This is a genomic window from Aliivibrio sp. S10_S31, from assembly GCF_014694495.1.
GTDB classification, from domain to species: domain Bacteria; phylum Pseudomonadota; class Gammaproteobacteria; order Enterobacterales; family Vibrionaceae; genus Aliivibrio; species Aliivibrio fischeri.
The window spans coordinates 24,256-38,402 of the sequence record NZ_JAAUWR010000023.1; the positions used below are offsets into that span (position 1 = coordinate 24,256).

A 14,147-nucleotide genomic window follows, 5' to 3' on the forward strand; every position below is an offset into this window, starting at 1 on the left:
CGCTAAATACACTTTATTATTTATTCTGCAACGCGCGATGAATCTCAATTAGCTCTTGAATCATCTCTTTTGCAAGCATAGAAGTCATAATATGATCTTGGGCGTGCACCATAATTAAATTTACTGGTACTTTTCCTTCTCCCTCATCCATGCCAATAAGCTGTGTTTGCACATCATGCGCTCTTTTCGAAGCTTCAGCTGATTGCTTTAAAAGATCATCAACTTTATCCCACTCGCCAGATTTTGCTGCTCGTAATGCTTCCATTGCACATGATTTAGATTCACCTGCATTAATAATAAGTTCCATTACTGTAGTTTCTAACTCTTCACCGACTAGCATATTCTTTATTCCTATTTAAATTTGTTTTTCATTGTTAAAAAGTGATATACCGCTCCAATTAATCCACTGTCATTATTAAATGTACTTTTCTCAATGGAAACTAACTCTTTAACATTAAATTCATTAATTGAACTTTGGCTTTTAATAATCTGATTAAATTTCTCTTCAATATTAGAAATCAAATCTTCTCGACTACTTATCGCTCCACCAATAATTATTTTTTCTGGATTTAAAATAAACGTAAGGTTATATAAACCGATAGCAATATTATTATAAAAGTCATCAATTACTTTTATTGCAACTTCATCACCTGTTGATGCGAGTTCAAAAATATCTTTTCCTGATATATTATCAATACTATTAATATTTTTTAATTTTGAATATCGACGTCTTAGCCCTTCTCTAACTGATGCAGTAAAACTCATACTTGCTGTTGCTTTATCTTCAATATCAAATACATTTTTTGTAAACATATAACCAAACTCGCCAGCCATAAAACCATGACCTCGAACCATTTGATTATTAATATAGATAGCACCACCAATTCCTGTGCCTATCGTAATACAGATAAAATTCCCAACATGTTGTGCTTTACCGCGCCATTTTTCAGCAAGCGCTACACAGTTAACATCATTCTCTAATTCAACAGGTAACGATAACTTCTTGGTTAATTCATCTTTAAATTGAAAACCGTAGAAATCATCAATTGCTCCACCCGTTTTTAAATACCCTGTGTTTACATCTACAAATCCAGGAAGAGAGAAAGCTGCACCATCGAACGTATACTTTTTTGACCACTGCTCTTTTATATCCACAAGAGTGGCAATGATTTTTTCTCCGCAAGTTTCAGTTTTCACTTTCCCTTGCTCAAGAACTTTTCCTTGTTCATTTAACACGCCAAACTTTATGTCTGTACCACCAATATCAAACGAAATGTACGTTGCCATAATGCGAACTTCTCCCTTTATTTCAGTTAAATATCTTCACCACGAGTGGCAATGACATCTTTAAACCAATGGAATGATGCTTTTTTCTTACGAGCCAATCCATTTTGATGATCTACATAGATAAAACCATATTGCTTTTTATAACCATTTAACCAACTTAATAAGTCAATGGCAGACCAAGCGTAATACCCTTTAATATGAACACCGCGACGAACCGCTTCTTTTACCGCACCTAAGTGCTCTTTAATAAAATTAATACGTGGAATATCGCACACTTCACCTTCAATGATAGGATCTTCATCACCTAAACCATTTTCCGTGATGTAGAGTTTAATTTGACCATAGTGCTCTTTCAGCATTTCTAATCCGCCAACAAACCCTTCAGGTGAAATTTCCCAATCCCATTTCGTGTACTTTTTATCTGCCATTTTCACAGTACGGTACACATTATCGTAACTAGGGTTACCAGGTGAGCCCGTTGAGTTTTCTCGTGTAATCGTACGAGCTTCAACATCCCCTTGAATTTTCTCTACACGCTGAGGCTGGTAATAATTCAATCCCATAAAGTCATTCAAAGGTGCGGCTTCAAAAATAGTTTGTAGCTCTTCATCCGTCCAATCAGGAAGGTTACCTTCTTCTTGTAATTGCTTAACTACATACTCTGGATATTTACCAAGCAAAATAGGATCATAGAACCAGTTCATACTAAATTGGTTCGCATGCATTGCAGCAAAGTGACTCTCTTCAGAATCATCAACCCCAAATGCAGGGCTAAATACATGGCTCAAACCAATCTCACCAAATTGATTTAATTTTTTATATTCAATCACCGCTTTAGCATGAGCGTAAAATACGTTATGTGTTGCTTGGAAGTATTTTTTCGGGTCATTTTGAATGCCTGGTGGGTGTGCGCCTGCCATATATCCTAGAGCACAGAACACAACCGTTTCATTAAACGTTATAAAATGCTTAACACGGTCACCGAATTCGTTGAAACATAATTTAGCAAACTCGACATACGCATCGCCCGTTGCTTTATTTAACCATGCACCTTCTTTTTCTAGTGCTAATGGCAGATCCCAGTGATATAGAGTAACAAAAGGAACAATGCCATATTTCAAACATTCATCGATCAGATTATTATAAAAATCGATGCCTTTTTGGTTAATTTCCCCCGTTCCATTTGGGAAAATACGAGCCCAAGAAATTGAGAAACGGTATGACTCTAATCCCATTTCCGCCATTAAAGCGATGTCTTCTTTATAACGATTGTAATGATCAACAGCGACATCACCGTTAGTTCCTTCAAACGTTTTTCCTGGTATTTTGGTAAACTCATCCCAGTTTGTTGGACCTTTACCATCTTGATCCCACGCGCCTTCCACTTGATAAGAAGCGGTTGCTGCGCCAAATAAAAAATCATGTGCAAATTTCATTTCAAATTCCTGTCTATTACTGTAGCCAACTGAATATGGTTAGTCTAAAAGAGCCAATGCATCATTTAGGATCTTCTCGCCTTTCATCATGCCGTAATCCATCATGTCGATGACTTCGACTTTCTTATTTACTTCATCTGCCAATTTCTGAAGTTCGTCTTTTTTAAAGCGAATTTGTGGCCCTAATAGGAATAAATCATATTCAGATAAATAGTCTTGAATCGTTTCAACGCCGTGGGCTTCGATATGAATATCTAATCCTTTTTGTTCTGCTGATTCACGCATTTTTTTTACAACCATTGACGTAGACATACCTGCTGCACATAGTAATAAAATCTTTTTCATAATAACCTCGATACTCATCTAATCTGTTTTAATTAAGCTGTTGCTTGTGATGTTGGCGCTGCTGCCTTTGCTTCATCTTGAGCAGCTAACTTGTCTTGATATTTAAAGAATGGGAAATAAACGCACACTGTCATACAGAACACGGCTATTTGTAGTAATGCGGCACTCCAACCACCAACGATGAATCCGCTAAGCACCATAGGTGTTGTCCAAGGCACTTGAACTGCGGTAAATGGACCAACAAACCCCATATTAATTGACGTATAAACCATAATTGCTGATAGCACAGGTGCTGTTACAAATGGAATAAACATGATTGGGTTAAAGATAATTGGAGTTGCAAAAATCACAGGTTCATTGATATTGAAAATACCTGGGATAAAAGAAAGGCGACCAAGCTGTTTGAACTGAATAGAGCGGGCAAATAACACCATGCAGCACACTAAACCAAACGTTAAACCTGACCCACCAACAGTAATGAATTGGTCAACAAACTGGTTAGTTACCACCTTACCATTTTCGCCAGCAATCAATGCTTCGCCTGCATTCACGATAGATTGATTATGAAGTGCGTTCGCTGTCACGATTGGTCCCATAATGCCCATAACAATAACTGGACCGTGAACACCACACCACCAAAGTAGAGAGATAAGTAAAGCAATACCAACCGCTCCAAAGAATGAATCAGACATGCTTTGTAGTGGCGTTTGAATAATATGATAGATGGTTTCAATAAAGGTTCTTTCAAATACAACTTCAAAGAAGATGTAAGTTAAGAAAGCAAGAGTGATAATAAGAAAACCAGGAATAAGCGATTTAAAAGCATTGGATACCCCTTCAGGCACACTATCAGGCAGTTTGATAACCCAATTACGATTAAAGGCCATTGAATAAATAATACCAACAACTAAACCAATCACGATGGCTGCGATCATACCTTTACCACCAAGAAAGGCTTTCGGTATTACGCCACCAATTTGAGTTACACCATCAGGTGCGACAACAAAGGCATTCATTACAATAAGAAGAGAAACAATGGCTAATACCCCCGCATTTACACCATTATGTCCTTCATATTTAACGTAAGTATACGCAATACCAAAAGCACCAATTAATGCCAAAATATCAAATGTTGCCCCTACAACTTGGAACAATGGTGTTGACCACTCTGCTCCAAAAATTCCAGCCATAAACTCGCTGTAACCATCAATAGGTACAAACGCCAATAACAAAAACACTGAACCTATAATGGTCAATGGCATTGTTAACATGAAGCCTTCTTTAATCGCTACGATCGGTTTTGAATTCACAACCTTTAAAACTTTAGGTAGGAATTTATTCACCTTTTCCATGATAGTACTTTGCAAATTTACCGCTTGAGTACTCATTGTTCACCCCTAATTAGAATTATAAATTTATTAACTTTTATTCACTGACGAGAAATGTAACCGGTTTCAGTAACCGGTTACATAGCATGATTGAGCAAATATGATTCAACTCACGAATATTAATAATTTACAGATTAAAAATGTGATCTAGATAAATTGATGTTTTTTTAAACTAGGAAATGGGCGTATTCGGTGGGGGTATAAGTGCTAATGATTGCGTAAAAAAGAAAAACCCCATCAAGCTCTCGCTTAATGGGGTTATAACTCTACTCGCAGCAGTCCGGCTACTAAGTGGTGCTCCATGCATCAAATCCATGATAGTATGCTGATTCCTTCAGCTTATTCCGTTCGTCGCCGTCCTAGCGGTGTCCTTGATCTCATCCTGATCCGTCAACAGTCCGTCGTTAACTCTCTTCACTTGTTCCGTGAGCGGTGTCCCTTACATCATCCTGATGTTCAGTCCTTCCTCTATCCTAGAGGTATCCATTGTCTTCCTTAGTAGCAACCATCCAAGTTACTATTGCGTCCGTTCAATGTCCTTTGCTTTCCTTGCCGATTATTCATCCTAAATAACCGAATGCTTCAACCTGAAGCTTACCAAATCCGTGGCTAGTTCCTGTTCCGTGTCAGTATCCTTCCGACACCAATAAGATTACGCTTTTGACTTTTTTGAACAATGGTCTAGCGACATATTTTTTATCTTTCTTTGCATCCACAATCATACCAAAAAATAAAACACCATTAATAACAATAACTTAATAAGGTCCTTATGCTAATTTACGATAAAATAAACGATATTTCTCACCTTGCACGTGAGAGATATCGCACAAGCATGTTCTCTTTTTTCCATTTTCATCTATTTAATACCCATCATTCTATGTGATTTTTATCACACTTTTATTCTTCTAGGATTGGTATAGAGAATTCGTTATTATAAACAAAGCTGAAATATAGGAAGTCACAATGAAAAACGTAACGGATGAACTGCAAAAAATTCTGCAAGATTTAACCGATGAAGGCAAAAAACCAACCACGGCATTGGTACGAGCTCGCTTAACGACTCCAGTCCCTATGCCTGCTATTATTGCTGCGGTAAAATCTTTTAAATCGACTTCCCATGTACCAAAAATAGAAGTTCGAGAAACCTCACTAACAGCGGACGAGCGTATTGCTCAACTTGAACAACAAGTTAAAGAGCTAACAGAACGCTTAATCGCTCTGGAGAATAAATAATGCAAATTTGGGTGGATGCAGATGCATGTCCAAAGGTAGTAAAAGAGGTGCTATTTCGCGCCGCAACTCGAACTGGAATTCAATTAACCTTAGTTGCTAACCATTATATTCCTGTACCAAGTGCAGCCAATATTCGTTCTATGCAGGTAGAAGCAGGATTCGATGTTGCCGATGATGAAATAGTAAAACGTTCTGAAGCGGGCGATTTAGTGATCAGTGCCGATATTCCATTAGCTGCAGAGCTCATTGAAAAGAAAGTACAAGTATTAAACCCTCGTGGTGAGTTATATACCGAAGCAACCATTAAAGCTCGATTAAATATTCGTGATTTTATGGATACAATGCGCGCCAGTGGCATTCAAACAGGCGGCCCAGCTCCACTTTCTCAAACAGAACGTCGAGAATTTGCGAATCAATTGGATCGCATTTTAGCCAAAGCCAAAATATAAAAAATGGGAGCATCTAGGCTCCCATTTTTATTCAACCAAACTTAGTCTTTAAAGTCCCAAGATAAATTACTTACTAATAAGCATTCATCACATTTGAAATCAAATACTTCATGAAGCGGCTCTTTTAAAGCCCAATCCCCATCACACACAGGACAACGACGTGCTTGCTCTTTCTCTTTACTCTCGCCAGCCACACGATAAATGTATAAATACGTTGGAATGCCACTTACTACCGCCATACGACGACACAAATCCCAACCACGTTTAAATAGGTGACTTTTGCTTGAACTGATCTCATGCAATGAAGGATGCTCAACAACAGAGCCATTCATCTGTAATTGATCACATGCACTCCAATCTTCTTGCCATTTAATAAGCTGTTTTTGATCACCATTGGCTACCGCAGGTAAACGGTATAATGGAATAGGTTGGAATGTCTCACCATGTCGAATCGGCGAACACGTATGTAAATGGCTAGTATAAAGAATTTGCCAACTAACGGTTTCACTCTCATCACTAGGATCTGAGTTCATGTCTTGACCAACCACTTTAACTTTAGGTTGTAATAATCCAAACTCACTCAGTTGTTTGAAAGCTAGCTTTACCTGAGGGCTGTGATTATCCGGATGTAATGAATCTACTTCAGGACAAACAACACGAGCAACAAAGTTCGTTCCTTTCATCACAACAGGTAATTCACGGCCAATAACTTGTCCATTGTAACGTAGGCAATCTAAACAATAATTTATTGCCTTTTCTACCGCTGCCATCGAAGTATCACAATACACTTCAAAATCTAACTCAGTAACAAACATTAACGCTCTTTTCCTAACCACTTTAAAAATAAAAATTCCGATGTAATTACACCGGAATTGATTTAATCATTTACCAATTAACTATGCAGCAATAACCGGCTCTAGTTTATTTAAAAACTCAGCCATATTCGCCGCTAATACTGTTCTATTTTTAGTACCAACGCGATCTAAAATCACTTCACCAGATTGATTACAAATAGAAACGACTTCCATTTCATCATCTGTAACAGCAACAAATAAAGTCGGTACTAGTTTCAGACGACGCTGCATGACTAAATGACCTAGCATATTGCCTTGCAAACGCTCCAGATCCTCATCGCTCCACACTTGAAGAAGTTCAATATTCATATCTTCAAACTTGGCTGTCATATCCGCACTATATTGAGTGCCATAAAATGCATGGAAGTCGTCATGAAGATCCAATTCAATTCCTTGCTCGATATTATGCAAACGAATCGCTTCATCTCTAACAATAGGTTGCCAAGATATTTCTAAATCTCGCGTTTCTTCAATACAAGGAGAAGCTAATCCCACTAACTCTTCATTAATTGGCAAGCAATCATGTTGTGCTTTCCATGCTTCTACATAACGTTGGCTAAAGTTAGCAAGCGCTTGCTCTACCGAAAGTGGCATTCGATTCTCCTCATAAGATAAAATTTCAAGTAAACTATCCAATATTAAACGAAAGGCTGTCTACTTAGTACGCCTTATTCTAATCTACTTTTGGTATTTTCAATATGACTAAATACACCAATGCAGATGAGCTAAAATCACTGACCCTTGGACAAAAAACAGAATACAAACACACTTACGAGCCTGAATTACTACAAGCGGTTCCTCGAAGTCTTAATCGTGATGATCTTGCACTAGGTGATGAACTTCCTTTTGTAGGTTGTGATGTATGGACGCTATATGAACTGTCGTGGCTAAATCAAAATGGTTTACCACAAGTAGCTGTTGGTGAAGTCGCACTACCTGCAACGAGCCCAAACCTTGTTGAATCAAAATCGTTTAAACTTTATCTAAACAGTTTTAACCAAACAAAATTCACCTCATGGGATGAAGTAAAAGAGACATTGGTAAAAGATTTAAGTGCATGTGCAGGTGAAACCGTAAAAGTAGATCTATTCCCTGTACAACGATATTCACAACAACCTATTGTTGATATGCAAGGCGAATGCATTGATGATCAAGATATTATTATTGATGATTACGAGTTCAATGCCGCTTATTTAGAATCGAGTACATCTGATGCAGAAATTGAAGAAACACTGCACAGTCATTTATTGAAATCTAACTGCTTAATTACAAACCAGCCTGATTGGGGCAGTGTTGAAATTCAATACAAAGGCAAAAAAATTGATCGTGAGAAGCTACTACGCTATTTAATCTCTTTCCGTCAACATAATGAGTTTCATGAACAATGTGTAGAACGAATTTACACGGATATTATGAAATATTGCGCACCAGAATCATTAACTGTATTTGCTCGTTATACGCGACGCGGTGGTCTTGATATCAACCCATTCCGTAGCTCGCACCTATTGGCACCTAAAGACAATTTACGTTTAGCTCGCCAGTAAGACATTTTGATTAATTTTGTCTACAAAGAACGTTTCTTTGTAGACAAATCCACTCACAACGATAGTATGTAATGGTTGTTTTTTTGTGGATCCTTTACATGTCTTTCCGTCAGTGTATTCTTTTTATTTTTGTGTTTTTCCCACTTTCTGCATGGGCTAAATTTTTCTCAGCCCCAATTCTGAATGATGCTTATCAACTTTTAGATACCAAACCTGCGCAATCACTTAGAATCGTTAATCAATATCTTGAGCAAAGACAAATCTCGCCGGGTCAAAATCCGAATCAAATTCCAATTAACAATGATTCTGAACGTACTATCAGAACGCCAATAAGTACTGTTGAAGCATTTCAAATCAAAGCACTCGCTAATAAAAGATTAAATAAAAATAGAGAAGCGATTGAAGCTATCAAAGAAGCGATATCTCTAGCTAAAGACTTTCAATTAAAGTCAGGCTATTTAGAATCTAAATTAATCTATGCTTATTTATGGTGGAATTTAACCAAAGATGTAGATGAGACAAATAGTATTTTAGCCATTATTGAACAAGAGTTACTTGAAACAGGCAATACCATTGGCATTCACGACAAACTGTATTTTGGTTTTGCGTTAATTCATGCTGAAGTTGAGTCTGAGCAAGGAAATAACAGCAAAGCACAACAATATTACAAACAAGCAATGACTCATGGGGCAAAACTAAAAGATCCAAGCAGCCTCATTTTCTATCATATTTCTTATGGTCGACACTTTTTAAAGAACAAACAATTTGATCAAGCATTAACAGAATTATTAAGTGCTTACTGGCAATCAATTGAAGCAGATCAAAGTGGTCAACTAGCTAGAGCTAACTTCTTATTAGGTGAGCTTTTTTTCCAAAGAAAAGTACTGGATAAAGCGCTTGAACACGCCTCGCAATCAGCTGAATTTTACGGCCGTTACAATAACAGCGAACAACTATCTAACGTTTTAACCTTAATCGCTCAGATACACCTTAAACAAGGTCGATTCAACTTAGCGTTAGTCCAGTACTTTAACGCTCTGGATCAAGAGAAAGAAAAAAATAACGTTAATAAATTAATCTCATTACGATTAGATATCGCAAATACTTATTTCTTACTCTACAACTACGCATTAAGTGAGCATTACTTAAAACAAGCTAACAATCTTAATGAATACGTAAAATTACCAAAGCAGAAAGCAAGAGCGGCTCTTCTACAAGCAAAATTGAATCTAATAAACAATAAACCGGATCTGGCTATTAATGATATTCAGACTGCGATTGTGTATAGCAAAAAAGACAATGATAAACCGCTCAAATTACAGTCTCAAAAATTGCTTTCTGAAACCTATGAAAAAATGGGATTATTTGAAGCGGCATTAAAAGCCCAGCGTGAATACGAAACACTGAACTCGTCTATTCAAGCGGTTCAAAACGAAATCAATGAAGAAGTATTTAGACAACAAAAAAGTATTATTGAACAATCTCTGCATTACCAAGGATTAGAAGCTCAATTAAAAGAAAATCATTTACAAACGCTTAAAATTCAAAAAATTGCAGGATTCTTAGTTGCATTACTAACTATCATTTCAATTTATGCATTTAGAAAACAGCAAGTGAATCGTTTCTTGAAAAAACGTCTCCATCTGTTACTAAATAAATATTACACCCACCCTCGCAGTGGATTACGTAACTTACGTCTGCTAACAGAAAGATTACCGTCATCACTACAACAAAGTAGTTCTAATATTGAGCAATGGCATTTAGGTGAATTAATCAATGAACCACTAAGTGATAGATTGCGGTTCACTCTGTTCCATATACCTATGTTACAAGAGCTATACCTAACTCATGGCTACCAGGAAGGTTTATCAATTGAGAAAGCTTTTGGGGATTACTTATCTTCTGTAGTGACTTCTCCGAGCCGTATTTATCATTTTTCAGATGCCAGTTTTCTCTATATCGAGCATAAATCGGACTCAACCTGTAGTGTTCAAGAAATGGCTGAAACCGTTCAAAGCTGGATCAATAATTTTGATTCAAATATTTTAACTGATAAAACTGTTAATATAGGAATGGTTGAATATCCATTTTTACCACGGGCCTACACTGCAATTAATGATAGAGAATTAATTGATATTCTATTAATGGCGACTAATGCAGCTCAACATTTGAGTGAAGAGTTATCAAGCAGCCAATGGGTAAATTATCGAGCGATAGATAATGCACCAGCCGCAAGTTTCGCAAGTAATAATATACGCTTAGCTTGTGAACAAGCAATTAGCCAAGGTTTAATAAAGGTAATAACATCAAGGAATTAGTAACAAAAATGAATAATGCATCACAAAATTAACATTAACGGTATAGTAATGATTATCAATTAAACAAATTTGATACTTTATTTTAGTCAGTTACTAATATCTTTGTTACTATGAAAATATTGACCTATTTATAGGTTATCGCTATCTACCAATGTGAGTTTTTACCTAAGTTATTATGATTGAAGTATCCATTGTTGCCTCTGAATTAAACCAACTTAAGCAACAGCTAGATCAAACACGCCTATCACACCGAGACACTACGTTAAAATCACGTCGTGAAATAATGCTATTAAAGCGTATTATTTTGCGTTTTTGTGCTGCGTGTAAACATCATGATAGTGAACTAGATAAAGAGATTGTTGAACTTGCTACCAGTATAGAGCAAGTAGAAAACACATCAGATTTAACTGTTCGTATTGCTACTTTTGAGCGTTTAATTAATAGATATAGGCAGAATGTTCAAAAAGAGCATTCAATGATGGAAGATCATATTTCTTATTGTGGTGAAACGTTGCAACGAGTCATTGGCTTGCCTGCCGGACTTAAAAGAGATCTTCGTAACTTATTACAACACCCTTCTCACGATGGCAGTAAACACATTCAACGTATTGTTCGACTTATTGAGCTCTATGAACGAGCGATCAAATTCATTTCAGTAGGCCAGTTATCATCTGAAATCAATTCCAATGAAATTATTGATGTCGATACCCAAGAGCAGTTGAGTAATGAACTACAACATTTAATTTCTGAATTAGATTTTGACAGTACGTCAGGAAAAGACTTACTTGAGATCCGCAATAAACTACTGACAGGTGTCGATGCAGTATCTTTAATTGATCTTGCACTTCAAACCCTGAAGTTGGTATTAGAAGGCACAAACAATGAACGTAAAGCATCACAAGCGTTTGTTGGTGAAATGAATACGCAAGTTGCTCAAATAATCAAAACAAGTGAACAAAACCAAGAAAAAAGCCAAGCTTATTTAGAACAAAGATCCCTATTAAATGAAGAATACTCCCTGCTAGTAAAGCAAGCTGAGAACTTATTAAATAGTAAAGTAAGCATGCAAGAGCATAAAGCTCAAATGGCTCTGCTACTCAGTGAAATGAGTGATTTATCTGAACGTAATAAAGCAATGCAAGAGCGTGAAGCAGCATTAATTGAGCGACACGAATATGCAACCAAAAAGCTCAATACACTTTATGAAGAAACTCTAGAGTATCGCCGTCAGCTTAATAACCAGCAACAACGAATTTTCAAAGATCCACTAACCAAAGTTTATAACCGAGCAGCAATGCATGAGCGTCTCGATTTAGAATATAAGCGTTGGGTACGCCATCAACACTCTTTAGTGCTTAGTATCATCGACATCGATCAGTTCAAACGAATTAATAAAAACTACGGTCATTTAGCTGGAGATAAGGCTCTTAGTATTATTGCAAAAACCATTGAAAACCAAGTATCAGATACTGATTTTGTTGCTCGCTTCAGTGGTGAAGAATTTTTAATTCTATTTACTGAAACCACAGAAGATGAAAGAAATAAAGTATTAACCAATATTCAATCTGCGATTGCAAAACTGCCATTTAAATTCAAAGATAATCATGTAAAAATCACGGTTTCAATTTGTAGCTCAGAGTTCACAAACAGTGATATACCTGAGAAAGTTATTGAACGTTCAATACAAGCGTTATACAAGCAAAAAACAAAAGGTATTGAGCAACTCATTACTGCGTAGTTATCATTAAAGTTTCATTTTTTTACTGATAATTAAATGCAAAATAGCATTATAACCCTCTCAGTTTTTTACAATTTTCCTAGCAAAAGTCTCTTTTGCTGTGTAAGTTTATTATTCAAACAATAATAAAAATACGCAAGGGAGGCACAATATGATTACTCATATAAGCCCTGCAGGTAGCATGGATTTGCTATCACAATTAGAAGTTGATCAGTTAAAGAAAACCGCTTCAAGTGAAGTTTATCGCATGTATCGAAACTGCACACTAGCGGTATTAAATTCAGGAAGTCATACTGATAGTTCAAAAGAATTATTAGATAAATATCAATCATTTGATGTTGCTGTTACGCGCCGAGATCGCGGAATTAAACTTGAATTAAATAACCCACCAGAGCACGCATTCGTTGATGGGACTATCATCAAAGGTATTCAAGAGCATCTATTTTCTGTTTTACGTGACATGGTTTACGTGAACATGCAAATCGCGGATCACAATCGACTAAACCTCACCAAAGCCACTCACCTAACCAATTTGGTATTTAGTATCTTGCGTAATGCAAAAGCCTTGCATACAGGTATTGAGCCTAACTTAGTCGTCTGTTGGGGCGGGCATTCAATTAATCCTGTCGAATATCAATACACTCGTGAAGTCGGTCATGAGCTTGGTTTACGTGAATTAAATATTTGTACTGGCTGTGGTCCCGGAGCAATGGAAGGCCCAATGAAAGGAGCTGCTATTGGTCATGCGAAACAACGCTATAACGATAGTCGATTTGTTGGCCTAACCGAGCCATCAATCATTGCGGCAGAGCCACCAAACCCTATCGTCAATGAACTTATCATTATGCCTGATATTGAAAAACGTCTAGAAGCGTTTGTACGTATGGCTCATGGTATTGTTATTTTTCCTGGTGGCCCAGGAACGGCAGAAGAGTTGCTTTATATCTTAGGGATCATGATGAACCCTGCCAATAGACAGCAACCTATGCCTATCGTTCTTACTGGTCCAAAAGAGAGTGAGGCTTATTTCCGCTCTATTGATACCTTTATTCGCGATACCTTAGGTGAAGAAGCTACTCACTATTATGATATTGTTATTGGTGACCCTGCTAAAGCGGCGGTTTTCATTAATCATGGTATTAAGAAAGTAAAAGAATATCGTAAAGCGACGGATGACTCTTATAGCTTTAACTGGGCTCTAAAAATTGAACCTGAATTTCAGTTACCATTTGAACCAACCCATGAAGCGATGTCCTCTTTGGATTTACATTTAAATCAACCAAAAGAAACATTAGCAGCCAACTTACGTCAAGCATTCTCGGGAATTGTCTCTGGTAATGTAAAAGCCGAAGGCATTGCTGAGATCGAAAAGCATGGTGTATTTAAACTGCATGGTGATCCTGACTTGATGAAAAAGATGGATCGTTTACTTCAAGACTTTGTAAAACAGGGTCGAATGAAGTTACCCGGTTCTAAATATGAACCTTGCTATAAAATCGTTATGGATTAAGGCTGGAATTTTTCACCTTCACTAACGTACAATAATAAGCCTATG

At 36.9% G+C, this 14,147-nt stretch carries 13 protein-coding genes; 6 read left to right on the forward strand and 7 right to left on the reverse strand.

Annotation, left to right across the window (positions count from 1 at the left end; translation table 11 throughout):
- Nucleotides 1–16 precede the first annotated feature (16 nt).
- From HC728_RS16980 to HC728_RS17000, 5 genes are read right to left on the reverse strand one after another with little or no spacing between them, the layout of a single operon-like run.
- Nucleotides 17–340, reverse strand: a complete 324-nt coding sequence (locus HC728_RS16980; RefSeq protein WP_011261351.1) for a PTS lactose/cellobiose transporter subunit IIA — start codon at nucleotides 338–340, stop codon at nucleotides 17–19.
- An 11-nt stretch (nucleotides 341–351) separates the two neighbouring features.
- Complete coding sequence (locus tag HC728_RS16985; RefSeq protein ID WP_190395794.1) at nucleotides 352–1,287, reverse strand: ROK family protein; 936 nt, start codon at nucleotides 1,285–1,287, stop codon at nucleotides 352–354.
- 26 nt (nucleotides 1,288–1,313) lie between these two features.
- Nucleotides 1,314–2,723: a glycoside hydrolase family 1 protein gene (locus HC728_RS16990; protein ID WP_005417898.1), complete on the reverse strand. Its 1,410-nt coding sequence runs from the start codon at nucleotides 2,721–2,723 to the stop codon at nucleotides 1,314–1,316.
- Nucleotides 2,724–2,762: 39 nt separating this feature from the next.
- Nucleotides 2,763–3,068, reverse strand: coding sequence for a PTS sugar transporter subunit IIB (locus HC728_RS16995; protein WP_005417897.1), 306 nt, complete (start codon nucleotides 3,066–3,068; stop codon nucleotides 2,763–2,765).
- A 32-nt stretch (nucleotides 3,069–3,100) separates the two neighbouring features.
- Nucleotides 3,101–4,456, reverse strand: a complete 1,356-nt coding sequence (locus tag HC728_RS17000) for a PTS sugar transporter subunit IIC (protein ID WP_012533885.1) — start codon at nucleotides 4,454–4,456, stop codon at nucleotides 3,101–3,103.
- Nucleotides 4,457–5,419: 963 nt separating this feature from the next.
- On the opposite strand from HC728_RS17000, the gene HC728_RS17005 reads away from it, so the two are divergent.
- On the forward strand, nucleotides 5,420–5,689 hold the full coding sequence (locus HC728_RS17005) for a hypothetical protein (RefSeq protein WP_065622247.1): 270 nt from the start codon (nucleotides 5,420–5,422) through the stop codon (nucleotides 5,687–5,689).
- Nucleotides 5,689–6,138: a YaiI/YqxD family protein gene (locus HC728_RS17010; protein WP_005417894.1), complete on the forward strand. Its 450-nt coding sequence runs from the start codon at nucleotides 5,689–5,691 to the stop codon at nucleotides 6,136–6,138. Before HC728_RS17005 ends, HC728_RS17010 begins: the two co-directional genes overlap by 1 nt.
- Nucleotides 6,139–6,179: 41 nt before the next feature.
- On the opposite strand, the gene HC728_RS17015 is transcribed toward HC728_RS17010, so the two are convergent.
- Both HC728_RS17015 and syd read right to left on the reverse strand, forming a co-directional pair.
- Complete coding sequence (locus tag HC728_RS17015; protein WP_005417893.1) at nucleotides 6,180–6,953, reverse strand: Zn-ribbon-containing protein; 774 nt, start codon at nucleotides 6,951–6,953, stop codon at nucleotides 6,180–6,182.
- Nucleotides 6,954–7,034: 81 nt separating this feature from the next.
- Nucleotides 7,035–7,586, reverse strand: a complete 552-nt coding sequence (gene syd, locus HC728_RS17020) for a SecY-interacting protein (protein WP_005417891.1) — start codon at nucleotides 7,584–7,586, stop codon at nucleotides 7,035–7,037.
- A gap of 104 nt (nucleotides 7,587–7,690) precedes the next feature.
- On the opposite strand from syd, the gene queF reads away from it, so the two are divergent.
- From queF to ppnN, 4 genes are all read left to right on the forward strand, one after another.
- Nucleotides 7,691–8,536: an NADPH-dependent 7-cyano-7-deazaguanine reductase QueF gene (gene queF, locus HC728_RS17025; protein WP_065622248.1), complete on the forward strand. Its 846-nt coding sequence runs from the start codon at nucleotides 7,691–7,693 to the stop codon at nucleotides 8,534–8,536.
- Nucleotides 8,537–8,634: 98 nt separating this feature from the next.
- Nucleotides 8,635–10,854, forward strand: a complete 2,220-nt coding sequence (locus HC728_RS17030) for a lipopolysaccharide assembly protein LapB (RefSeq protein WP_190395795.1) — start codon at nucleotides 8,635–8,637, stop codon at nucleotides 10,852–10,854.
- A gap of 175 nt (nucleotides 10,855–11,029) precedes the next feature.
- Nucleotides 11,030–12,592: a GGDEF domain-containing protein gene (locus HC728_RS17035; RefSeq protein ID WP_155663101.1), complete on the forward strand. Its 1,563-nt coding sequence runs from the start codon at nucleotides 11,030–11,032 to the stop codon at nucleotides 12,590–12,592.
- A gap of 151 nt (nucleotides 12,593–12,743) precedes the next feature.
- Nucleotides 12,744–14,102 carry a nucleotide 5'-monophosphate nucleosidase PpnN gene (ppnN, locus tag HC728_RS17040; protein WP_012534000.1) on the forward strand — a complete coding sequence of 453 codons (1,359 nt, stop codon included), beginning with the start codon at nucleotides 12,744–12,746 and terminating at the stop codon, nucleotides 14,100–14,102.
- Nucleotides 14,103–14,147 lie beyond the last annotated feature (45 nt).